Genomic DNA, 22,264 nt, shown 5'->3' with positions numbered 1-22,264 from the left:
GGGAATAGAGCATGAGCATTGATTCAACCGACGTCCGGGCCCTGGATGCACCCGAGGTGCTCGCGGCCCTGGCTGCCGAGCTTGGGGATAGCCTGTCGGCGCGGGCGCTGGAAATCCTTTCTGTGCAGCGCCTCTCCGGCGGTGCGGTGCAGGAAAACTGGGCGCTGCGCCTGCTTGTCGACGGTGCCCGGTACGCCTGGGTATTGCGCACCGATGCGCCGTCGGCGGTGGGTGCGAGCCTCGGCCGCCTGCAGGAGTTCGCCGTGTTGCAGCGGGTTTACCAGGCCAGAGTGCGGGTGCCTCGTCCTGTGCTGATGGTCGAGCACAGCGTGGCGTTGGGCCGGTCGTATTTTCTGATGGAGTGCCTGGACGGCATCGCTGCCGGCCATCGACTGACCCGTGAACGGGATGCGCTGCCCGATTCCGATGCGCTGCTGGAAGACCTGGCCGGGACGCTGGCCCGCCTGCACGGTATCGAGCCGATCTCCGGTGAGCTGGATTTCCTCTCGCGCCCCGAAGGCTCACCGGCCCTGGCTGCGATCGCCGAATACCGCCGCTACCTCGACACCCTGGCAGAACCGCAGCCGGTACTGGAGTGGGGGCTGCGCTGGTGCGAGCGGCACGTTCCGCCGTCGCTGCCGCTGCGCTTGATCCACCGCGACTTCCGCACCGGCAACTACCTCGTCGACCACGGCCGTCTGAGTGGCGTGCTGGACTGGGAGTTCACCGCCTTCGGCGACCCGCGGGAAGACCTCGGCTGGTTCAGCGCCCGCTGCTGGCGCTTCGCCGCGCCGCAACGCGAGGCCGGTGGCATCGGCGATCTGCGCACGTTCCTCGACGCTTACCAACGGGCCGGCGGCATCGCCCTGGCGCCCGCCGAGCTGACCTACTGGCAAGTCATGGCGCACCTGCGCTGGGGTGTGATCGCCCTGCAACAGGCCCAGCGTCACCTCAGCGGCCAAGAACGCTCGCTGGAACTGGCGCTGACTGGGCGCCTGTTGCCGGACCTGGAAATCGAAATCCTCAAGCTGACCCGGGAGGCCCCATGAGCCGCTTGCCTGATGCCCACGACCTGTTGCTGACCGCCCGTGAGTCGCTGTTGCAGCGCTTGTTGCCCGCTTTGCCGGCGAAGCTGCACTACGAAGCGCGGATGTTGGCCAGCGCCCTGGCCATCGCCATTCGCGAACAGGTGCCCGCGCTCCCGTCCGATCCCACGCGGGCTCTGACCCGGGAAGTGGCGCTGGCCATTCGCCGCGGCGAGCACGATGACGGCGCGCTGTTCCCGGCGCTGCTGGAGCACACCCGCGCCAAGCTGCGGATCAGCAATCCCCGGCTGCTGGAGGTTTACGCCGGTATTTTCGACTGAGGCCGCCCGCGCCTCGCCGCATACAACAAGGACAACAACATGCGCGCCATCCTGCTCGGACTTTCCAACCTGTCGGTGGGCAACCGCCTGTACCTGGGCTTCGGCCTGACTTGCCTGCTGACCCTGGTGGTGGGCCTCAGCGGTTTCAAGGTGATTGACCTGCTGACCGCTGGCAACGAACGGGCCAGCGACCTGTCCCAGGTGCAACTGCTGGTGCTGCGGGTGCAGGTGGCCGAACGCACCTTCGCCCACCAGCGCAGCGGCGAGGCGGCGGGGCAGGTGCGGGCACTGGTGACGCAATTGTCCGATTATCTGCACCGGCATCCCGGCTTGCCGGGCCGCGAGACCCTGGATGTCGCCAAGGGTCAATACCTTGAAGAGTTCGAGCGCTTCGACCAGCTGCAACAGGATGCCCTGCAGGCCAGGGTCAAGATGCAGCAACAGGCGGACGAGGTGCGGCGCAGTTTCGAAACCCTGGAGCAGGACTTCTTCGACGCCGCCAAAGGCCTCGACGAGCAGGCCGCGATCAGCGCCGTCGAGGCCCTCGACCGGGCCAACGATGTGGCGGAACTGGTTCGTATGCTGCTGACCTTGCGCACCCTGGAGTTCACCTGGGACCTGCAACCCAGCGCCGAGCACTACGATGCCTGGCACACCTTCAATGCCGGCATCACCGAAAACCTGGAAAGTCTCTCGCGCCAGGTCGAAGGTCCACACCGCAGCGCCTTGCAGGACGCCCTGAAAGCCTTGCAGTACTACACTGAAGCCTTTGTCGGCTATCGCGACGGCATGCACAGCAGCGCCACCAGCCAGACCCGCATGATCGGTCTGGCGCAACAGATGCTTGGCCTGAGCGCCAGCGCCTACGACCATGAGGCCGCGCTGCTGCATCAGCAGAGTCGCAGTTTCCTGCTGGGCATGGGCCTGATCCTGCTGTTTTCCATGCTCCTCAGCGTGCTGGCCGCCTGGCTGATTCGCCGGCTGACCCTGCAACCGCTGCGCGAAACCCTGGTAATGGCTCGACGGGTGGCCGATGGTGATCTGCGCGAGGAGCCGCACTGCCCACGGCGCGATGAATTCGGCGAGCTGCAACAGGCGATGCATGGCATGACCGGCAACCTGCGTGGGCTGGTGGGACATATCCAGCGCGGCGTGAGTCAGTTATCCCGGGCTACTGAGGGCCTTGGAATGCTCAGTCGTGAAAGCCTCGACGGTATGGACCGGCAGCGCAGCGAAACCGAGCAGACCGCCAGCGCCGTGCAGCAACTGGCGGCCAGTGCCCAGAGCGTCGCCGAAGATGGCGCCCGCGCGTCCCAGGCCGCGCTGGAAGCTGATGACAGAGCCAAGCGCGGCGAGCAGGTGGTGCTGCAGATGCTCGGGCAGATCAGGTTGCTGTCCGATGGCATGCAACAGACCGCAGGTTCCGTTGCCCGTCTGGATGAGCAGAGCCGCAGCATCGTGCGGGTACTGGACGTGATCAAGGCCCTGGCCGAACAGACCAACCTGCTGGCCCTGAATGCGGCCATCGAAGCGGCGCGGGCTGGCGAGTACGGCCGTGGTTTCGCCGTGGTCGCCGACGGCGTGCGTGGCCTTGCCGGGCGCACGCGCCAGTCGGCCGGGGAAATCGAGGGCACCATCGACCAGTTGCTCCACGTCACCACCCAAGTGGTTCAGGAAATGCAATCGGGCCTGGCTTTGATCGATGACTGCCTGTTATTGGCCGAAGAGGCGGGCTCGTCACTGGAATACATCACCCGCATGGCGTCGGTCATCGAACAGCGCAACCAGCAGATCGCCGCCGCAGCCGAGGAGCAGAGCAGCGTGGCGGAGCAGATCAGCGACAGGGTGGTGCGCATCTGCGATGTGACTCAGTTGAATGTGGCGACGAATCATCAGATCGATCTATCCACTCAGGAGGTTTCGAACCTGGGGCGGCAGTTGAGGGAGCGGATTGAGTTCTTTCGGAATTTTTGAGGGTGTCGGAACAAAGAAACGAGGATTGATCAAGGTCCCCTGAAAACTGATAAGCCACAAAATTAGGTTGTTACGCGGCTTGATAGTGTTTTAGGAGGGTTCTCAGTTGCGCCGGGATTTTCCGGACCACCAACTGCACTTGCCGGGGCCTGTTTAAGATGCGTTGCCGGATGGGTGGGGCATGTTGCTGATGGACCGTATGTTCCGGCGCGCATCGGCTCGTTGGAGCGGCTGGCCAACATCGGCAGCAATGCGATTGGTGCCATTGCGTTTGAGCCCGTGGCACCCGAAGGACAGAAATCCGAGGGGATGTCATGGGAGAAGCCCTGTCGATTTCCCGCGCGCAAATGCTCAGGCTTGCCGAAGAAGCCGAGGTGCCCACGGACGTTGCAGGCAGGGCGATTGATGGCATTTGTGATGTGGCGAGCCGGTTTGCAGTTATCGCCGAGGCCCAGTATCTACAAATTATTACTCGAGATACCTTGCGCACAATCCAGGACCGCATTGATCAGAACGTAGCTCGGTTACAGCACGGTCACGCTGGCAGCGGTCGCCGCAGAGGATCGGGCGATCCTCTGGACGTGGCTGGGCCTTCATGGTCAATCAAAAGGTAGGCACGTTCAGGCAGAACAGGCTGTCTGACGATGCTTAGAGGCTCTCAGGGTCGCCAAAAAACATCTGAATCCGCGAACGCAACCAGCGCTCCCCAGGGTCATTGTCCTGAGAACCGCGCCAGGCCATGTGCAGTTCGAAGCTGCGCACCGGTATGGGCGGGTCTTCGGCGCGTACGCCACCGGCGGCGGTCAGTGCGTCGGCGGTGTAGTCGGGCACGGTGGCGATGATGTCGGTGCCCGACAGCAGCGTGCTCAAGCCATTGAATTGCGGCACGGCCAAGACCACATGGCGCTTGCGGTCGAGTTTCGCCAGTTCCTCGTCGATGAAGCCGCTCAAGTCCCCGGCGAAGGAGACCAGAGCGTGGGGGCGAGCGCAGAATTCGTCCAGGGTCAGTCGCCCCGGCGCGGTGTCGGCCCGTAGCACTTTGGGCATGCTGCGCCGCAAGACCTTGCGCTTGGCGTTGGCCGGCAGGTCGTCGGTGTAGCTGACGCCGATGGAGATTTCACCGGAGGCCAGCAGGCCCGGCATCAGGATGTAGTTGACCCGGCGCACCACCAGCACGATGCCCGGCGCTTCGGCCCGCAGGCGTTTGAGCAGCATGGGCAGCAGGGCGAATTCGGCGTCGTCCGACAGGCCGATGCGAAACACCGAGGTGCTGGTGGCCGGGTCGAATTCCGCGGCGCGGCTGACTGCCGTGGAAATCGAATCCAGGGCCGGAGAGAGCAGGGCGAAGATTTCCACCGCCCGGGCCGATGGTTCCATGCTGCGGCCGGTGCGCACGAACAGCGGGTCATCGAACAGGCTGCGCAGGCGCGACAGCGCGGCGCTGATGGCCGGTTGGCCAAGAAACAGCTTCTCGGCCGCGCGAGTCACGCTGCGCTCATGCATCAATGTTTCGAACACGATCAACAGGTTCAGATCGACACGCCGCAGGTCATTACGATTCATCTGGGGTCCTGGCAGATTCGGTAAGCTTGACGTGAACGGCCATATGGGAACAATGGCCGGCATGAATCTTACGGGGAAAGGCTGGTACTCTGCACCGGCTAATTGCGTTTTCTTAGGTTAGGTCCTACAGGAGTGGTTGGTTTTTCTTGCTGCGGAATCAATGACAGGCATGTCGACTATTAATAGCCACTGATGGTCTTGGCTACAAAGCCCGGATAGAGTTCATGGCATTAGAGGTTACTTTGACGAGGTTTGCGATGTCCCGCACGATCCGTTTTCACAAGTTTGGTGGTGCCGAGGTGCTCAAATGCGAAGAGCATGCGGCGGCTCTTCCTGCGCCAGGAGAAGTGCAGGTCCGCGTCGAAGCGATCGGCATCAGTTGGTACGACACCTTGTGGCGCCAGAACCTGGCGTCCTCCCAGGCCCGCCTGCCTTCGGGCCTGGGCCATGAAATGGCCGGCGTGGTCACGGCTGTCGGCGACGGCATCGATGACTTGGCCGTGGGCGACAAGGTCGCCAGCTTTCCGGCCGAAAGCCCGAACGATTATCCGGTGTACGGTGAAGTCATTGTGCTGCCACGCACTGCTCTGACCCGTTATCCCGACGTGCTCAACCCGATCGAAGCCGCCGTGCATTACACGCCGCTGCTGATCGCCTATTTCGCCTATATGGACCTGGCGCGGGTCAAACCGGGGCAATTCGCCCTGGTCACCGATGCCAGTCATTGCGCCGGCCCGTCTTTCGTCCAGTTGGGCAAGGCCCTGGGGGTGCGGGTGATCGCGGCTACCAAGACGGCTGACGAGCGTGAATACCTGCTGTCGCTGGGCGCCGAGAAAGTCATCGTCACCGAAGAGCAGGACTTGCTGATGCAAATCAACAAGCTCACCGACAACCGTGGCGTCGACGTGGTATTCGACGGCCTTGGCGGGCCGCAGATGTCGCTATTGGGCGATGTGCTGGCGCCCCGTGGCAGCCTGGTGCTGTATGGCTTGCAGGGCGGTAACCAGACGCCGTTCCCGGCCTGCGCGGCGTTCCAGAAGAACATTCAGTTCTTCGTGCACTGCATCGGCAATTTTACTGGCAAGCCGGAACTGGGCATCGTCCAGGACCAGGTCGCGTTGCAACGAGCATTGCGTGATATCAACCAACTGACCGCCGATCGCGTGCTGTTGCCACTCAAGACTCGGGTCTTTCCGTTCGCCGAGTTTGTCGAGGCGCACCGGTACATGGGTGAATGCCCTTGTCGTGAACGCGTTGCCCTTCAGGTCGTCGACCCCGCCTGATATCTGTCTTGCGCAAGAGTCATCGCCGGGCTCTTGCGCTGCCTTCGGTTCGCTCCATCCCTCCTTTCCCACGCACTGGCTGCCTGACGGCGGTGCCTTCGTGCGCGCAAGGCCCTTCTTCAAGCACCTGTCCCGGTTCGTTCGCGGCGGAAACGGTTTTGTCAGTGAACATCTGAACTGGTTTTTGCCCTCAATCTGTATCTTCTAATCATTATTTAAGTCCTGATAATTGAACGCTGATTTCCATATCAAGGAAGAAGTCGTGGTGCGGTATAACTTTTTCGAAGGCTTTCATCCTTCAAGGCGCATTCAAGGTGCAACGAGCGTTAATTGGCATGGGGCTATCTATCGATCCTGGAGAAAACAGGGTGGGGTAGAAGGTCAATTAAAGTTCGGCAAGTTCCTTATTTCTCGTACTCATTGTCTGTGGGACGTTGTCGGAATTCTCCTAGGACGTACCGCTAGCCCAGCGAGGCCCTGTGTTTTAAGGGCCAGCGGCGGGGGCGCCCGGGAGCGTGGGATGACTTCCTGTGTATGTATCAAATAATTACGACAAGCAACGCTTGAGCGTATTGCTAATACTCTTTGAGTACTAGGACGATTCATTCAGACCAACACGTCGCGCGGTCACGTTGGTGCGGGTGCGGCGCCGATAGTTGAATTTCAGGTAAATGGCTATGAGTGCAATTCATGAGCAGGCAATGACTCACGTGTATCAACAGATACTGCAACGATTGTTGGGTTTTTATTCCCGGGCCGAACGGACCGCGTTGCAGCTTTTGATCCAGCGCTTGATTGTCGCCGCCGGAGGCATCGACCGGATTGGCGATTATCGCGTATTGACGGTCCAGAACGGGAGCCGGGAGAGCTTTTATGTACTGACCGCTTTGCGGGCCGCGCAACTGAGCATCGCGGGTCGGCATCCGGTGACCTTCGCCTTGCGCGTCGCCACGCCCCGCCTTAGCGAGACCACCCAGGCGACGCTGGAGAACATCCACCGCTGCTACAGCGCGCTGTTTGTCTATGACGATCCCCGGGTTGAGTTGCTGATGGCGGATAACCGCGAGGTGTTGCCGTTCAATCACCGGCAGCCCTTGTCGGTGGCGGGGCACGAGGCCAACCGCATGGATCTGCTGGCCTTGGGGCACCTTCGCTCGGTCGACAGTCCCCTGGAAATCGGGAGCGACGGTTACCTGGCGATGGCCGAATTCTATCGGCACATGGCCCGCTGGGAGTCCGGGGTGGACTCGATGGTCAGCAGCGATACGCCGCGCCAGCAAAAACAGTTCATTTCAGGCCTGCGCCGCGCAGCCCGCAAGATCGGCCTGGCGACCGACAATATCGGCTGCTTCGACAGCCTCTTTGCGCACCTCGATGCCTTGAGCAACGACCTCTACGAGCATTTCTACGGTCCCGAGCGCCTTGGTGCGTGGAAGCCCGAGGGACATTTCGAGGCCTGCCGGCGGATGAGCCACATTGGCATCGACGACCTGATCGTCGACCGACTGGAAGGCACCAACTGGCCGCTTTTCAATGAATTCCTGCGGGTGCAGACCGATGGCCTCATGCCCTCGGCGATCGAAAACGAATACCTCAGCCCGCTGCTGGCGGCCCATTTGCACGGCCTGCAGGCCTGTTACGTGCAAGGGCGCAGCTACGAAACGGGATACGGTGACTACGTGCAGCGGGCGATCATGATCATGCATCGCAAGCAACTGCCGGAACACGCCTGCGAGCAGGCTCGGGCGTTGTTCGGCTCACCGTCGTCGATACCCGAGCGCCGCGCCTACGCCGCCCTCGAAGCGCAAAAGGTCCTGGGGCTCAGCGAAACGCAACTGGTGTGCATGCTGTTCGCGCCATTCGTGGGGCAGGGCGCGGGCCTGGAACATTTCCTGCGCTGTTGCCACCCCGGCATGCTGGTGGCGATGCCGGACCTGCACAAGGCCATGCAGGGCGCGACAGTCGCCGATCAGATCGAGCAATGGATGGTCGACGTCAGTGGCCTGCCCATCGATATCCTTGGCAAGCTGTACCGGGCGAGCGTCACCGCGCCGGAACAACCGGAAGCGGTTCCGGGAGCTGATCTGCAGCAGGCCCTTGACGACGTTGATACCGTAGAAGCCGGACAGGCCGCCGATGAGCCGCACGAACGCTCGGCAAGGCACTGAGGAACGAGGTTTGATGGACTCGTCTACCTCGTCCCTGGTCGTGATGCCCGGCGTTGCGGCCTGGCCGACTGCAACCTTTCCGCCTGGCGTGATTCCATGAAAGGTTGCCGGGAGACAGATTTCGCCTACCAGGCGGTTTATCGCTACCTGACCACGCTGATCAACGAACTGGAGGTAGATGCGCGGGTGCGCCTGCCTTCGCTGCGGCAATTGGCCGAGCGTCTGAATGTGTCGATATCGACCATCCAGTACGCTTATTCGTTGCTGGAGAAGGAAGGGCGGGTCTACTCGATCGCCAAGTCCGGTTATTACGCGTTGCCGGGGCCCAGCATGACTCCCCTGGATGGCGGTGACGATCTGCTCGAGACCTTGTACGTCAATGCCCGGCGGCCCGGGATGCTGGTGCTCAGCGCGGACGAGCCGGCGTCGATGCAGCCGTTGGACAGCCCGATGCTGTTGCTCGAGCGCGAGCTGCTGCGCCAGTATCCACGTTCCTCGCAGACGCCCTCGCAACCCTGGGGCGAGCTGGAGCTGCGCACCGCGCTGGCGGCCCGCTATACCTCTTCGCCGGCCCGTTGCTGGAATGCCGATGACGTCTACATCGGTGCCGACCTGCGGGGTGTCCTGGAGATCCTGATCGCGGTGCTGGCACTCAGGGGCGCCACAGTACTGATCGAATCGCCCTGCGACTGGGCTGTGTTGCGCCTGCTGCAGGCTGCCGACATCAACATCATCGAGCTGCCACTGCTGGCCGGCGGGGGAATCGATATCGAGCAGTTGGAAGAACTGCTGGAGAGCGAAACGGTACGCCTGGTGGTGCTGTCGTCAGTACTGAACATGCCAACGGGGTCGCTCGTCCCTGAAGAGAACCGTCGCGGCATCGCCCAATTGCTGGGACGGCATGGCACCTGGGTGCTGGAGAACGACAGCCATACAGACCTGGCGTTCGAGGCCGGGGCGACACCTTTTCGCGACTTGCTCGACCCGGACCGGTTGATCGTCTACTCCACGTTCGAGAAGACCATCGGCCCAGAGGCGCCATATGGCTACGTGTTGTCGCGCCAGTTGACCTTGCACTTGCAACGACATTTCCTGCTGCGCGCGTTTCGTCTGTCGCCGATTCGCCAGAAAGCCATTGCCCGGTTGTACAGTAACGGTCGGGTCGACCAGCATTTGCTAGTGTTGCGGCGCCTGCTGCGCGAAAGCGCGGTTTCGACCGCACAATTGCTGCGCGAGCGGCTGGGCGACAGTCTGCAATGGGCGGAACCCCAAGGTGGCGCGACGATCTGGATGCGCTCGACGCGACGGGTTGACTTGCGGCGGGTTTTCCATCGGCTGCTGGCCCAGCGAATCGTCATCGCGCCGGGGGAGTTGTTCAGCCTTCATGGCCTGTATGGGCAACATATGCGCCTGAGCCACGCGCTCAACGGGTCTCAGGACCTGGACGCCGCACTCTGTGCGCTGGCCGACGCCCTGAGGCTCGAACAATCGTAATCGGCGGCGATGGATCGAACCCGTCGCGCCATGGTCGAACTGTCAGTAAACTGCACCCCATTTCCCGAGCCATTCCACTCAGAGGTTTTGCATGACAGTCAGTCCATTTGCGGGCAAGCCGGCACCGGCAGAGTTGTTGATCGATATCCCGCGACTGGTGACGGCCTACTACACCGGCCGACCCGATGCCTCGGTTGCGACCCAGCGCGTGGCTTTTGGCACCTCCGGTCACCGTGGCAGCTCCTTCGACCTGGGTTTCAACGAGTGGCACGTGTTGGCAATCAGCCAGGCGATCTGCCTGTACCGCGAGGCCCAGGGCATCAACGGACCGTTGTTCGTCGGTATCGACACTCACGCGCTGTCGACCCCGGCGGGCGCCAGCGCACTGGAAGTCTTCGCGGCCAACGGTGTGACCGTCATGATCGCCGAGGGGGATGAATACACCCCGACGCCGGCGGTTTCCCACGCCATTCTCTGCTACAACCGTGGCCGTACCTCGGGCCTGGCGGACGGTATCGTTATCACGCCGTCCCACAACCCACCGCAAAGCGGCGGCTACAAGTACAACCCCACCAACGGCGGCCCGGCCGATACCCACATCACCAAGTGGATCGAAGCCAAGGCCAACGAACTGCTGGCCAACCAACTCGCCGGCGTCAAGCGCGTCAGTTATGAGCAGGCCCTGAAGGCCGATACCAGCCATCGTCACGACTACGTCAATACTTACGTGGCGGACCTGATCAATGTCATCGATTTCGATGCCATCCGCGCTGCCGGGTTGCACCTGGGCGTGGATCCGTTGGGCGGCGCGGGCGTGCGCTACTGGCCGGCCATTGCCGAGCATTACCGCCTGGACCTGGACGTGGTGAATACCCATGTGGACTCCACCTTCCGTTTCATGACCGTCGATTGGGATGGGCAGATCCGCATGGACCCATCCTCCAGCCATGCCATGCAAGGGTTGATTGGCCTGAAGGAGCGTTTCGACGTGGCCTTTGCCTGCGACCCGGACCATGACCGCCATGGCATCGTGACGCCGTCCGGTGGCCTGTTGGCGCCGAACAATTACCTGGCGGTGTCCATCGACTACTTGTTTCAGAATCGCCCGCAATGGCGTGCCGATGCCGGCGTGGGCAAGACGGTGGTCAGCAGCGGCCTGATTGATCGCGTCGCCAAGCGCCTGGGGCGCCGTCTCTATGAAGTGCCGGTGGGCTTCAAGTGGTTTGCCGACGGCCTGTTCGATGGCTCCCTGGGCTTTGGCGGTGAAGAAAGCGCCGGTGCTTCGTTCCTGCGCAAGGATGGCGGCGTCTGGAGTACCGACAAGGACGGCCTGATTCCGGCGTTGCTGGCGGCTGAAATGACGGCGCGCACCGGTCGCGACCCGAGCCAGGCCTATCGCGCCTTGACCGACGAGCTGGGCGAGCCGTTCTCGGTACGCGTCGATGCCAAGGCCAACCCGCAGCAGAAGGCTCTGTTGAGCAAGCTGTCGCCGGATCAGGTGACGTCTACCGAACTGGCGGGGGAGAAGATCCAGAGCATCCTCAGCCACGCGCCGGGCAACGACCAGGCCATCGGCGGCCTGAAGGTCATGACCGAAAACGGCTGGTTCGCGGCGCGTCCGTCCGGTACCGAGGATATCTACAAGATCTACGCCGAAAGCTTCATTGGCGATGCGCACCTCGAGCAACTGGTGGCTGAGGCGCAAACGCTGGTGGATGGGGCGATCACCAGCAAGTGATGCACGTGCAAGTGCAAGTGATGTGAACTTGTGGCGAGGGAGCTTGCTCCCGCTCGGTTGCGCAGCAACCGCAAAAAAAGCGGGGGGCGCTGCGCACCCCAGCGGGAGCAAGCTCCCTCGCCACAAAAGTCACAGCCACAGCCACAGCCACAAAAGCCAAAGCCACAAGAGAAGCAGTGCGGCCAGTGGCGCAGGGGTCAGGCCAGGTCTACGAGGACGATTTCACTGTCTTCGATTGCCGTCACCCGTAATACCTGTTCAGCTTCAATCGCAACTCCGTCTCGAGCTTGTGCACGCAAGCCATTGATTTCTATCGATCCTGTTGCAGGTACAAGATAGGCTCTTCGCCCGGTGTCCAGCCGGTATTCCGCACTTTCACCCGCCCTGAGATTGGCCGCTACCAGTCGCGCGTCGGCGCGAATGCGTAGGCTTTGGTCGTCCCCGGCCTTGCCACTGGCCAAGGTGACGAAGCCTTCGCGCGAGTCCTTGGGAAACGGTTTGGCGCCCCATGACGGTGCCAGGCCTTCTTCATTGGGGATGATCCATATCTGGAAAATGCGCGTAGCCGTCGATTCCAGGTTGTACTCGCTGTGGGCGATCCCGGTGCCCGCGCTCATGACTTGTACGTCGCCAGCCTCCGTACGGCCCTTGTTGCCCAGGTTGTCCTGATGGCTGATCGCACCTTCGCGCACATAGGTGACAATTTCCATATCCCGATGGGGATGTTGAGGAAAGCCGCTGCCGGGGGCGATGACATCATCGTTCCAGACGCGCAGGTTGCCCCAGTGCATGCGTTGCGGGTCGTAATACTCGGCGAACGAAAAATGGTGGTGGGCATCCAGCCAGCCATGGTTGGCGGCGCCCAAGGTGGCGAAGGGCCTGAGTTCGAGCATGTTCGTGTCCTTTTCGCTGGGAGCGAAAGCGAGGGTTGATGAGGCTATTTTCGCGAAGGGAATCATCGATAAAAAGCGTAAAAAATGCGTCAAAACCATCGTCTGTTTAGATATGAAATCGCGAGCCAACTTTCACTTCATCGCCTAAACCCATGACTTAAAAGCTTTTGGGTGGAACCTGAGGGAAAATCCAGACACCATAGCCTCATGGTTCATGAACACCGGAGTCCCCAGCGTGTCGCAACACACTCCCGATCTTCCCCCCGAGCTTTTACCCCTGGCCCAGATGCCGTTGCTCAAGCGACTGGCCGCGCGGTTCTTCGGCCATGGCCTGACGCGCCTGCGCGCCCAGCACCGAGCGTCCTGGTTGCACGGCCAGGCGGACGGCTTCCGCAGCGGCCATACCGCCGGTTTTGACTATGGCTATAAGGAAGGCCGGGCCGAAGGGCTCGAGGAGGGCCGCCAGGTTCTGTTGATCCGTGATTCCCGCAGTACGGAGCATCCGGCACCGCAGGTGGATGATTTGCTGTTCGATGACTGGCGCCTGCCGCTGACCACCGAGCTGAAGAAACGCATCAAGGCGGATGTCGCGCGATTGCTGCCGGCGCATGCGCAACCGAGTGCTGCGCAATGGAAGATGATTTTCAGCGACACACCGTCTACCTCGGTGGTCGCCGGGGCGGGTGCGGGCAAGTCCACGACCCTGGTGCTGCGTATTGTGTTGCTGTCCCATTACCTGGGCTTCGAACTGGACTCGATGACTGTGGTGACGTTTACCCGGGAATCGCGCAAGGACTTCATTCAGAAATTGATCGAAGTGTTTGCCCTGTGGGGGCGAACCGTCAGCCTCAAAGAAGCTCGTGATCTGGTGCGCACGTTCCATTCGCGTATCTTGCCCATGGTCCGCAGCCTGCCCAGGTTCGAGCGACTCCAGGCCTTCGAGACCCTGAGTCATCGCGCCGAAGCGGACGACGACGCCCAAGGCAACCCCTTCGACTTGCGTATCAACGATGCCCAGCGCCAGCAGCTCAACGCCTGTTATCACCATCTTTACCAGCGGGACGCGCGTTTTCGTGAGCTGATCCAGCCGCTGTCCCGCCATGCCCTGCAACTCAAGGAACTGGAGCGCGATCACCCGGATGTGCAAAAACGGGTGGCAGTGACCGAACTGGCGGCCCAGCGCGACGAGGAATTGTGCGACGCGGTCGAAGACCTGTGGTTTCGTGCCGGTGCCTGGCCAATCAAGGGGATCGAGCCAAAGCGACAGACTTTCGAGATCAATGGTTCGAAATTCCACTGCCATGGCTACGCGCCTTCCCTGGATGCCTGGGTGATGCTGGGTTTCGATCCGCGGGAAGACGCCCGGCTCAGTCGTCCGGGGGCCAAGTTGAGTATCCGCGCGGAGTGGGCGGTAAAGCGCACCTTGTTTCAAGCTTTCTGTCGTAAGCCCCTGATCTGGCTTGAAAGTTACGAAGCCTCAAAGCGCGTAGTGGCATCCATGGCCGGCGATGCCAGCGCCGGCCCCGGGTTCGACTATAAGGTCAAGGGCGAGCTGGGCTCGGCGCCATTGCTGGACTGTTTTGTCGCGGCGGCAGGCTTTATCGAGAACCTGGGCCTGGATGTCCCGGATGCCGTAGGCCGGATGTCTTTTGCCCAGGATGACCCCGACCGGTATTTCTTCGAGGCGCTGAGCCGCTACTGGCGGGCGTTCGAAGACCATTTGCTCGATCAATCGCCGCCGATCATGACCTATAACCGCATGTTCGCGTTGTTCAGCGAGCACTCGCCGGAAAATTTCAAGTTGCTGGGGGATGCCTTGCTCAGGCCGCTTTCGCACCTGATGATCGACGAGTTCCAGGACGTGTCGCCGCAGATTGTCTCCTGGCTTCGTGCCAGTCTTCGAGAGGTCCGCAGCCGTGGTCCTGCGCTGCATGTGGGGCGCGGTGCCCAGCGCTCTTCCTTGTTATGTGTGGGGGACGATTGGCAATCGATCTATGGCTGGCGCGGCAGTTCACCGAGCTACTTCATGGCGTTCAACAAGCAATTCCCGTCACCCGCGACAACCCGGGTCATGCTCACTGACAATTACCGCAGCCACCAGCACATCATCGATGCGGCCGAGCACATCGTTCGCGCGGCTGCGGCTATTCCGGGCAAAAAAGCCAAGGCCAGCGGCATGCCTCCCTCGCTCAGCCCGGTCAATGTGTTGGATCGAGACGACGAAGGGCTGGCCCTGCGATTGGAGGAACACTACCGCAAGGGCGATTCCATCTTGATGCTGTATCGAAAAAGTAGCGATAAGCTATTGATAGAGAAGTATATTCAGCCAACAGTTAATGTGGATTCTAGCTTGCCGTATGACGCCCGGCGGATCAGGCAGATGACTTATCACAGCGCCAAGGGGCTCCAGGCTGATGCAGTGTTCTTGTTGGGCGACTGCCAGCACCTGAGCAGTTCGCCCTACAAGAACCAGGTATATCGAATGGCTGGGCTGGGGCAGGACGGAGATGCCGAACCTTACGACACGGCGCAGAAAGATGAAATTTTGCGTTTGGCGTATGTGGGGATCACTCGTGCGGTGCAGCATTGTTATTGGTATGTCGATGGGCAGGATGGCCAGGCGGCCAGTGGGCCTAAGGCTTCGGATCGTGTTGCGGCGGACAAGGCCTTTTTTGCTGACCACCGTCGTAAAGGTTAAGGATCTGTGCGTGGGTATGGGTATGGGGATGGGTATGGTGTGTATATCCGTTGCTGCGGTAACGGCTGCTGGCGGTTCCGCCCTTACGGCGGGTCACTTTTGAAGAGCGCAAAAGTAACCAAAACGCTTTTGCCCCACCACTCGGCACCTCGCTAAGGCTCGGTGTGCCCTCACTCCGGCATTGCTCCGTGGGCCCGCCGCGAAGGGCCATCCATGGCCCAGCGCGGCTATCCCGGCATCCATGCCGGGATGCCCACTGCGCAATGCCTGCGTTCGGCCAGCGTGGTTTAACGGGGCGTCCAGGGCAAGAGCAAGAGCAAGAGCAAGAGCAAGAGCGGGACACATCCAACATCTGTGTGGCTGAACCACCGCTATCGCGAGCAAGCTCGCTCCCACAATGGGCCTGTGGTGAACACAAGGCTTATGAACACCCAAGATCACCTGTGGGAGCGAGCTTGCTCGCGATGAAGCCAGCAAACCCAACATCCCTGTGACTGAACCACCGCCATCGCGAGCAAGCTCGCTCCCACACTCATCCCACAGGAGAAACGCGATCCCACCATGAACCAGGTCGGCTATCAGGCCGCCTCGCGGTGGACGTTGATCTCGGGCGCCCCGTTAACCACGCTGGCTGAACGAAGGTATTGCGCAGTGGGCAACCCGGCATGGATGCCGGGTTAGCCGCGCTGGGCCATGGATGGCCCTTCGCGGCGGCCCACGGAGCAATGCCTTCGTTCGGGCATGCCGAGCCTAGGCGAGGCACCGAGTGGTGGGGCAAAAGCGTTTTGGTTACTTTTGCGCTCTTCAAAAGTGACCTGCCGTAAGGGCGGAACCCTAAGCCGCCGTTACCGAAGAAACGGATATACACACTACGTCAAGGAACAAAAGGCCTGACCCCCACGCTTCAGCACTATGGCCAATGGCCCACAAAAAGCCTGAAACATGATGGCACCTTTGAATAAATGATCTACACCTATGACAAGGGATTGCATTGCCAAGGTCGGCATGCGGTTGACCGGTCGATCACCGCGCGAAATCTTCGCCACGCTCCCTCGATATCGTTCGCATTCGGCTAACCAGAGCCAGGTCTAAGTGCGCCCACTTTTCGGGTGCGAAGGAGGTGCGTCACTTCATTGAACGTGGACCGTGAGCAAGCTTGGGCATCGTGCCGAAGCCTGATAACAGAAGGAGGCCCTGCGCATCGATCAGCAATTCGATGGGACGGCAGGCGCTTCCCTATAAGGAGATATCGATGAACCATCCCCAAGGAAAGATCGTTGCACTGCTGGCCCTGACAGGTGCGTTGTCCATGGCCGGCGCCCAGGCCGGAACGTTTCCTGATTACGGCTTCGCTCCACCGAAGAGTTCGTATCCCTCGCCATTCTTCCGTCTCAGTCAAAACTATCCCACCGTGGCGCCGGCGGCCTCTTCGATGCCGTCGTTCTTCAAGCAACTGCCCGCCAATTTCAACAATGACTTTGAAACCTGGCGCACCTACATGAACGAGGTGAAGAAGTACTGCCTGGAGGGCAACACGGAAGTCGGCTGGGACGTGCAGAAAAACAAGGTTCGCCAGTGGTATCACATGCCTTGGCAACACTATGGTCCCAACGGCCGTGAAGCGATTCACGGACTGACCAAAGAGGCGCCGATCCAGCCCAAGCAGTTGGCAAGCACGCAAACCGGGAGTGGCCAGACGTATGCGGTAGGCATCTATAACGACATAGGCGCGTACACCATTGGCCAAGTCTGGAAGGATCCGCAGAACCCTGACCCGAGCTATACCTCGCAGCCGAAGAGCTTCCCCAATGGCACCGTGGTGTGCAAGGCGTTGTTCGCAGATATCGATATCAGTACGGTGCCGTCGCTGGTCAATCCGGTGCTGTGGAGTGCCTATACCACCAAGGACTTCTACTCGACCAAACGCTCCATCACCAAGGTCGCGCTGATTCAGATGGACATCGCCGTCCGTGATACTCGGGTGAAAGACACCGGTTGGTTGTTCGGTACTTTCCAGTACAACGGTGCCGTCACCGGTAAATCGGGCTGGGACAACCTGGTGCCGGTGGGAATCATGTGGGGGAACGATCCCAAGGAGACCGGTAACGCGTTCACCAACCCGACGCCGACCGAAACCAAGATCAACCCGGCGTTGAAGCAGACGGCAATCAACGCCAACACCAAGGAGCTGCCACCGACCCACCTGGGCTGGAACGGTCGCCTCAACGGTCCCGTGGACAACCCCCAGGCGTCCTGCCTGAGTTGCCATATGACCGCTGAATACCAGCAACTGGCGCCGATGAATCCGACTTTCCAACCCAATCCGCCACCGGTGGGCGGCGAAGAATGGATGAAATGGTTCCAGAACATCCCGGCCGGGCAACCCTTTTCGCCGGGTACCCGAAGCACGGACTACAGCCTGCAATTGTCCGGCGCCTTGGCCAACTTCTATGACTGGAAATGCAACCACAGCGGTATCTATGTGGACGGCAGAAATGCTTGCGCAAACGTAAAATCGCTTAACCTGATGAAGGCCAGCGATGCGCCTGAACAAGAGGTGTTCAAAGTACAGCGCAGCCCTGAACTGGAAGAGCTCCAGTAGCGTGCCCCCGGCCTCGGACAAGCGCCGAGGCCGGGTCAAATTCGCATTCCTTGTGGGAGCGAGCTTGCTCGCGATAGCGCTTTCGCAGTCAATGAAGGGTTGAACAGGCTAACCTCTTCGCGAGCAAGCTCGCTCCCACAGGTCTCAAACCAGACAGACGCCTACGCCATCGGCGGCAACCGCCGCTTGACCGGGGTCTTCTTGACGATGGCCGTATTGGTCTCGGCATGAACATTGAGCTTGTCCAACACGGTATCCAGCTGTTCCATCGAGCGCACATGCAGGCGCGCGATGAAGCAGTCGTCGCCGGTGACCTTGTCGCATTCGGTGAATTCAGCGATGGCCTGGATCTGCCGCTCCACTTCCTGCAACTGCCCCGGTAGCGGGCGGATGCGTACGATGGCCTGAAGTTGATAGCCGAAGCACTTGGGGTCCACCTCGACGGTGTAGCCCCTGAGCACGCCGCGTTCTTCGAGGCGGCGAAGACGTTCGGCGACACTGGGGGAGGACAGGCCGCTGAGGTTTGCCAGGGCCTTGAGGGAGCGTCGGGAATCTTCCATCAGGGCGCTGATGAGGATCTGGTCAATGTCGTCAGTCATTTCAGCTCCATTAGGCGAAAGCCTGAAGTTGCCTTGATAAAAAAGGTCGAAACGCAGTTTAGCCTTTTTCAAACCATGGAGAAGGCCCCGGTCGGCTCGGCATACTGTGCCCACTTGCTGAAGGAGCCTGAAGATGGACAAGACCTTACGCCGCGGTTCGCTGGAAATGACCGCCGCCATGCTGATTTCCGGAACCATTGGTTGGTTCGTGCTGGTGTCCGGTTTGCCGGTGCTGGACGTGGTGTTCTGGCGCTGCGTGTTCGGCGCCGCGACCTTGCTGCTGATCTGCGCCGGGTTCGGCTTTTTGCGCCCCGGCATCCTCACCCGTACCACCTTCCTGCTGGCGGTACTCAGTGGTGTGGCGATCGTCGGTAACTGGGTGTTGTTGTTTGCCTCTTACTCCCGTGCTTCGATTGCCATCGGCACGGCGGTGTACAACGTCCAGCCGTTCATGTTGGTAGGGCTGGCGGCGTTGTTCCTGGGGGAGAAAATCACCGCGCAAAAACTGTTCTGGCTGGCGGTATCGTTTCTTGGAATGCTGGCCATCGTCAGTGCCCATGGTGAGCAAGGGCAGGGCGGCGGTGACTATCTGCTGGGCATTGCGTTGGCACTGGGGGCCGCGTTGCTGTACGCCGTCGCGGCGTTGATCATCAAACGCCTGACCGGCACGCCACCCCATCTGATCGCCCTGATCCAGGTCAGCACCGGCGTGTTGCTGTTGGCACCCTGGGCGGATTTATCGGCGTTGCCGCAACACGCCCAGGCCTGGGCCAGCCTGTTGACCCTGGGCATGGTGCACACCGGCGTGATGTATGTGCTGCTGTACAGCGCCATTCAACGGTTGCCGACCGCGTTGACCGGGGCACTGTCATTCATCTATCCGATCGCGGCGATCTTCGTCGACTGGTTCGCCTTCGGCCATCGCCTCGAGCCGCTGCAATGGCTGGGTGTGGCGGCGATCCTGCTGGCGGCTGCCGGCATGCAACAGGGCTGGGGCATCAAGTGGCGTCGCCCAGCCCTGTCGTAGCCCCCGCGTTCGGGCGTGGATCAGAAGATGTAGTCCGTGGTCAGGAAGTTGGAATCCCGCTCACGGATAATGTCGCTGATCAACGCCTTGTTGTTCTCCTGGAACTTGGTCGCCACCAGCGTGCGGATGGAAAAGGTGCGCAGCGCATCGTGGACGGACAAGGTCCCCTCGGCCGAGTTCTTCCGGCCATTGAACGGGAATGTGTCCGGGCCACGCTGACACTGGGCGTTGATGTTGATGCGGCCGACCTGGTTGGCGAAGGTGTCCACCAGCTTGCCGACTTGTGCCGGGTTGGTGCCGAAAATGCTGAGCTGCTGGCCGAAGTCGGACTCCAGTACGTAATCGACCACGGTATTGAGGTCGCGGTACGGCACGATGGGCACGACCGGGCCGAACTGTTCTTCGTGGTAGACCCGCATCGCCGTGTTCACCGGGTACAGCACCGCCGGATAGAAGAATGAGTTGCGCGATTCGCCACCGTGGGCGTTCTTCACTTGCGCACCCTTGGCGACCGCATCGGCCACCAGCGAATGCAGGTAGTCGACTTTGCCCGCTTCGGGCAACGGCGTCAGCGCCACACCGTCTTCCCAGGGCATGCCGGGTTTCAGGTTGGCCAGCCTGGCGTTGAATTTCTCGATGAATGCCGGCGCCACGTCTTCATGGACAAACAGGATTTTCAGCGCCGTGCAGCGTTGGCCGTTGAAGGACAGCGAGCCGGTCAATGCTTCGCTGACGGCGTTATCCAGGTCCACGTCCGGCAGCACCAGCCCGGGGTTCTTCGCATCCAGCCCCAGGGCGGCCCGCAAGCGGTGCGGGCGCGGGTGGAGTTTCTTCAGGTCGCTGGCAGCCTTGTTGGTGCCAATGAAGGCGAAGATGTCGATCTTGCCGCTGGCCATCAGCGCGCTGACGGTTTCCCGGCCGCTGCCGTAGATCACGTTGATCACGCCCGCCGGGAAGCTGTCGCGGAAGGCTTCGAGCAGTGGCCGCACCAGCAGCACGCCGAGCTTGGCCGGCTTGAACACGACGGTGTTGCCCATGATCAAGGCCGGGATCAGCGTGGTGAAGGTTTCGTTCAGCGGATAGTTGTAGGGCCCCATGCACAAGGCCACGCCCAGGGGAACGCGGCGGATCTGCCCGAGGGTGTCCTGTTCCAGTTCGAAACGGCTGGAACGGCGGTCCAGTTCCTTGAGGGCGTTGATAGTGTCGACGATGTAATCGCAGGTGCGGTCGAATTCTTTTTGGGAATCCTTGAGGTTCTTGCCGATCTCCCACATCAGCAGCTTGACCACGGCCTCGCGTTGCTCGCGCATGCGCGCCAGGAAGGTTTCCACGTGGCGGATGCGCTCGGCGACGCGCATCGTCGGCCATTGGCCCTGGCCGCGATCGTAAGCCCGGACGGCGGCGTCCAGAGCGGTGAGGGCGGTCTCGGCATCCAACAGTGGCGTGCTGCCGAGAATCACTTGTTCATCACCCAGCTCACCGGTCAGGTAGACGGGGCTGCGGACAACGGCCAGCGGCCCTTGCCAGGTTTTCAGGACGCCGTCGACCAGGTATTCGCGCTGCTCGATCCGACCTTCGAGGCGGTAGGCGTCGGGGATGTCGGCGGCACCGGGGAACAGGTTGGCGAGGAAGGGGGCTGTGGTCATGTCGTTACTCCATCAATGAAATGAGCCATGGGCGGACGGCTTGCAGGCATGAAACGCTTTTAGCGTTATACGCCTTAATGGAGGTGTTTTTTAAGTGGCTTGGGGCAGGGGACGCTGCTGTTCACTCAAGACAGTCAATGATCCGTGGCGAGGGAGCTTGCTCCCGTTGGGCTGCGCAGCAGCCCTGGTTTTGAGCACGGGGAGCAATCACTACCGCGGTTCATTGACCGCCTCAAGGAAGCCGAATCGGCATTACCAGCGCATCCGCACCCCCATGCTGGTAATGACGCCGTTGAGGTCGTTGTCGTCGACGTCGCTGCTGTAATCGGCGCTGACATACAGGCTTACCGCCGGCGTGACCCGGGCCACCAGGCCCAGGCCGACTTCGACGGTGGAGGATTTGCGGCTGCTGCTGATCTTGTCGACCTTATCCAGGGACACCGTGCCGGCGCTCTGCACGGTGTGCCACAGGTTGGTTCGCAGGTAAGGCTCCACACCGAGGCCGTTGACCTGGTAGGTACCTTTGAGACGTGCGCCAACACGGCCGCTCCAACTGCTCAGTTCATCATCAGTGCCGCTGTCGGCATTCGGTGTGTCGAGGGTGACGCGCTGGTTGATCAGTTGCGCCTGGGGTTCGACCACCCAGTGGGTACTGATACCAATAGGGAAGCCACCTTCGACCGACAGCGTCACCGCATGGCCTTCGGCGGCCTGGCGCTGGCCTTGTTCGGTGCGGCTGTAGCCGCTGACCCGGCCACCGCTGGCGCTCAGGTCGACGTGCCAGCCCGCGGGGCCGGTCAGGCTCCAATAGGCGCCGAGGTTCGTACCTGTCAGGTTGAGGGCGTCTTTGCCCGGGTCGGCCAGCGCGGGCATCACCAGCAGGCCGCCGCCGGTTGAAATGATCTGGTGTTGCCCACTGATCAGCCCCATGCGCTGGGTATGGCCGCTGTCGTTTCGCAATGTGAACAGGGCGGGGCTTTTGCCGGAAGCAGGCTCACTTCCAATGAGTGCCGCATCGAGGTGGGTGGGCGGTGTTCGGTCGTACCAGGGTTGCACAGTTTCCTCGGCGGGCCAGGCCTGGGCCTCCATGGATGAAAGCAGCAGCAACGACGTCGAGACGGTATGGAAAGGGGCGGTGAACGCTTGTGGACGGAGGGAAGTTTTCATGGGGGCCTGCCTTGCAATCGCATGCATTTCTCGCTTTTTGGCGTCT

The 22,264-nt window shown here is 61.3% G+C and carries 15 protein-coding genes and 2 pseudogenes; 12 read left to right on the top strand and 5 right to left on the bottom strand.

What is annotated here, in order from left to right:
• Positions 1–11: 11 nt before the first annotated feature.
• The 5 genes and pseudogenes from AC515T_RS15600 to AC515T_RS15580 all read left to right on the top strand — a co-directional run.
• On the top strand, positions 12–1,049 hold the full coding sequence (locus AC515T_RS15600; protein ID WP_496529033.1) for a phosphotransferase family protein: 1,038 nt from the start codon (positions 12–14) through the stop codon (positions 1,047–1,049).
• Entirely contained in the window at positions 1,046–1,366 is a 321-nt protein-coding gene (locus tag AC515T_RS15595) for a DUF6285 domain-containing protein (RefSeq protein ID WP_496529032.1), read from the top strand. Before AC515T_RS15600 ends, AC515T_RS15595 begins: the two co-directional genes overlap by 4 nt.
• Before the next feature lie 39 nt (positions 1,367–1,405).
• Positions 1,406–2,479: pseudogene (locus tag AC515T_RS15590) on the top strand (HAMP domain-containing protein); the annotation flags it as partial.
• The gene (locus AC515T_RS15585) at positions 2,465–3,340 is read left to right on the top strand and encodes a methyl-accepting chemotaxis protein (protein ID WP_496533144.1); all 876 of its coding nucleotides are present in this window, start codon (positions 2,465–2,467) and stop codon (positions 3,338–3,340) included. The pseudogene AC515T_RS15590 and the gene AC515T_RS15585, both read left to right, overlap by 15 nt.
• Before the next feature lie 94 nt (positions 3,341–3,434).
• Positions 3,435–3,954, top strand: a pseudogene (locus tag AC515T_RS15580) (hypothetical protein); the annotation flags it as partial.
• Between the two features lie 34 nt (positions 3,955–3,988).
• On the opposite strand, the gene AC515T_RS15575 reads toward AC515T_RS15580, so the two are convergent.
• Complete coding sequence (locus AC515T_RS15575; protein WP_014338228.1) at positions 3,989–4,903, bottom strand: LysR family transcriptional regulator; 915 nt, start codon at positions 4,901–4,903, stop codon at positions 3,989–3,991.
• Positions 4,904–5,160: 257 nt separating this feature from the next.
• Between AC515T_RS15575 and AC515T_RS15570 the strand changes: the two genes are divergently transcribed.
• The 4 genes from AC515T_RS15570 to pgm all read left to right on the top strand — a co-directional run bounded on the left by AC515T_RS15570 (position 5,161) and on the right by pgm (position 11,586).
• Positions 5,161–6,186, top strand: a complete 1,026-nt coding sequence (locus AC515T_RS15570; protein WP_496529031.1) for a zinc-dependent alcohol dehydrogenase family protein — start codon at positions 5,161–5,163, stop codon at positions 6,184–6,186.
• Between the two features lie 677 nt (positions 6,187–6,863).
• On the top strand, positions 6,864–8,354 hold the full coding sequence (locus AC515T_RS15565; protein WP_496529030.1) for a hypothetical protein: 1,491 nt from the start codon (positions 6,864–6,866) through the stop codon (positions 8,352–8,354).
• A 96-nt stretch (positions 8,355–8,450) separates the two neighbouring features.
• On the top strand, positions 8,451–9,848 hold the full coding sequence (locus AC515T_RS15560; RefSeq protein WP_496529029.1) for an aminotransferase-like domain-containing protein: 1,398 nt from the start codon (positions 8,451–8,453) through the stop codon (positions 9,846–9,848).
• Between the two features lie 91 nt (positions 9,849–9,939).
• Complete coding sequence (gene pgm, locus AC515T_RS15555) at positions 9,940–11,586, top strand: phosphoglucomutase (alpha-D-glucose-1,6-bisphosphate-dependent) (protein ID WP_496529028.1); 1,647 nt, start codon at positions 9,940–9,942, stop codon at positions 11,584–11,586.
• 197 nt (positions 11,587–11,783) lie between these two features.
• On the opposite strand, the gene AC515T_RS15550 is transcribed toward pgm, so the two are convergent.
• On the bottom strand, positions 11,784–12,479 hold the full coding sequence (locus tag AC515T_RS15550) for a pirin family protein (RefSeq protein ID WP_496529027.1): 696 nt from the start codon (positions 12,477–12,479) through the stop codon (positions 11,784–11,786).
• Between the two features lie 235 nt (positions 12,480–12,714).
• Between AC515T_RS15550 and AC515T_RS15545 the strand changes: the two genes are divergently transcribed.
• Together AC515T_RS15545 and AC515T_RS15540 are read left to right on the top strand one after the other, a co-directional pair.
• Complete coding sequence (locus AC515T_RS15545; protein ID WP_496529026.1) at positions 12,715–15,177, top strand: UvrD-helicase domain-containing protein; 2,463 nt, start codon at positions 12,715–12,717, stop codon at positions 15,175–15,177.
• Between the two features lie 1,252 nt (positions 15,178–16,429).
• Complete coding sequence (locus AC515T_RS15540; RefSeq protein WP_496529025.1) at positions 16,430–17,779, top strand: hypothetical protein; 1,350 nt, start codon at positions 16,430–16,432, stop codon at positions 17,777–17,779.
• 161 nt (positions 17,780–17,940) lie between these two features.
• Here the strand turns inward: AC515T_RS15540 and AC515T_RS15535 are convergent, their stop codons facing one another.
• On the bottom strand, positions 17,941–18,378 hold the full coding sequence (locus tag AC515T_RS15535; RefSeq protein WP_053125503.1) for an Lrp/AsnC family transcriptional regulator: 438 nt from the start codon (positions 18,376–18,378) through the stop codon (positions 17,941–17,943).
• A 133-nt stretch (positions 18,379–18,511) separates the two neighbouring features.
• Here AC515T_RS15535 and AC515T_RS15530 point away from each other — a divergent pair, with 133 nt between their 5' ends.
• Positions 18,512–19,405, top strand: a complete 894-nt coding sequence (locus AC515T_RS15530; RefSeq protein WP_496529024.1) for a DMT family transporter — start codon at positions 18,512–18,514, stop codon at positions 19,403–19,405.
• 20 nt (positions 19,406–19,425) lie between these two features.
• Here the strand turns inward: AC515T_RS15530 and AC515T_RS15525 are convergent, their stop codons facing one another.
• Complete coding sequence (locus AC515T_RS15525; RefSeq protein WP_496529023.1) at positions 19,426–21,051, bottom strand: NADP-dependent glyceraldehyde-3-phosphate dehydrogenase; 1,626 nt, start codon at positions 21,049–21,051, stop codon at positions 19,426–19,428.
• Between the two features lie 252 nt (positions 21,052–21,303).
• A complete protein-coding gene (locus tag AC515T_RS15520; RefSeq protein ID WP_496529022.1) occupies positions 21,304–22,218 on the bottom strand; it encodes an autotransporter domain-containing protein in 915 nt (304 codons plus the stop codon).
• Positions 22,219–22,264 lie beyond the last annotated feature (46 nt).

It is taken from the genome of Pseudomonas sp. FSO-7, from assembly GCF_059579345.1.
The sequence above is the reverse complement of the archived record's forward strand: the minus strand, read 5'-3'. Positions and strand labels throughout refer to the sequence as shown.

What these genes read in the sequence shown, in the direction of transcription:
- AC515T_RS15525 (WP_496529023.1), bottom strand. Translation starts at nt 21,051, where the DNA reads ATGACCACAGCCCCCTTCCTCGCCAACCTGTTCCCCGGTGCCGCCGAC.
- AC515T_RS15550 (WP_496529027.1), bottom strand. Translation starts at nt 12,479, where the DNA reads ATGCTCGAACTCAGGCCCTTCGCCACCTTGGGCGCCGCCAACCATGGC.
- AC515T_RS15530 (WP_496529024.1), top strand. Translation starts at nt 18,512, where the DNA reads ATGGACAAGACCTTACGCCGCGGTTCGCTGGAAATGACCGCCGCCATG.
- AC515T_RS15570 (WP_496529031.1), top strand. Translation starts at nt 5,161, where the DNA reads ATGTCCCGCACGATCCGTTTTCACAAGTTTGGTGGTGCCGAGGTGCTC.
- AC515T_RS15565 (WP_496529030.1), top strand. Translation starts at nt 6,864, where the DNA reads ATGAGTGCAATTCATGAGCAGGCAATGACTCACGTGTATCAACAGATA.
- AC515T_RS15535 (WP_053125503.1), bottom strand. Translation starts at nt 18,378, where the DNA reads ATGACTGACGACATTGACCAGATCCTCATCAGCGCCCTGATGGAAGAT.
- AC515T_RS15560 (WP_496529029.1), top strand. Translation starts at nt 8,451, where the DNA reads ATGAAAGGTTGCCGGGAGACAGATTTCGCCTACCAGGCGGTTTATCGC.
- AC515T_RS15520 (WP_496529022.1), bottom strand. Translation starts at nt 22,218, where the DNA reads ATGAAAACTTCCCTCCGTCCACAAGCGTTCACCGCCCCTTTCCATACC.
- AC515T_RS15600 (WP_496529033.1), top strand. Translation starts at nt 12, where the DNA reads ATGAGCATTGATTCAACCGACGTCCGGGCCCTGGATGCACCCGAGGTG.
- AC515T_RS15585 (WP_496533144.1), top strand. Translation starts at nt 2,465, where the DNA reads ATGCATGGCATGACCGGCAACCTGCGTGGGCTGGTGGGACATATCCAG.
- AC515T_RS15575 (WP_014338228.1), bottom strand. Translation starts at nt 4,903, where the DNA reads ATGAATCGTAATGACCTGCGGCGTGTCGATCTGAACCTGTTGATCGTG.
- pgm (WP_496529028.1), top strand. Translation starts at nt 9,940, where the DNA reads ATGACAGTCAGTCCATTTGCGGGCAAGCCGGCACCGGCAGAGTTGTTG.
- AC515T_RS15595 (WP_496529032.1), top strand. Translation starts at nt 1,046, where the DNA reads ATGAGCCGCTTGCCTGATGCCCACGACCTGTTGCTGACCGCCCGTGAG.
- AC515T_RS15540 (WP_496529025.1), top strand. Translation starts at nt 16,430, where the DNA reads ATGAACCATCCCCAAGGAAAGATCGTTGCACTGCTGGCCCTGACAGGT.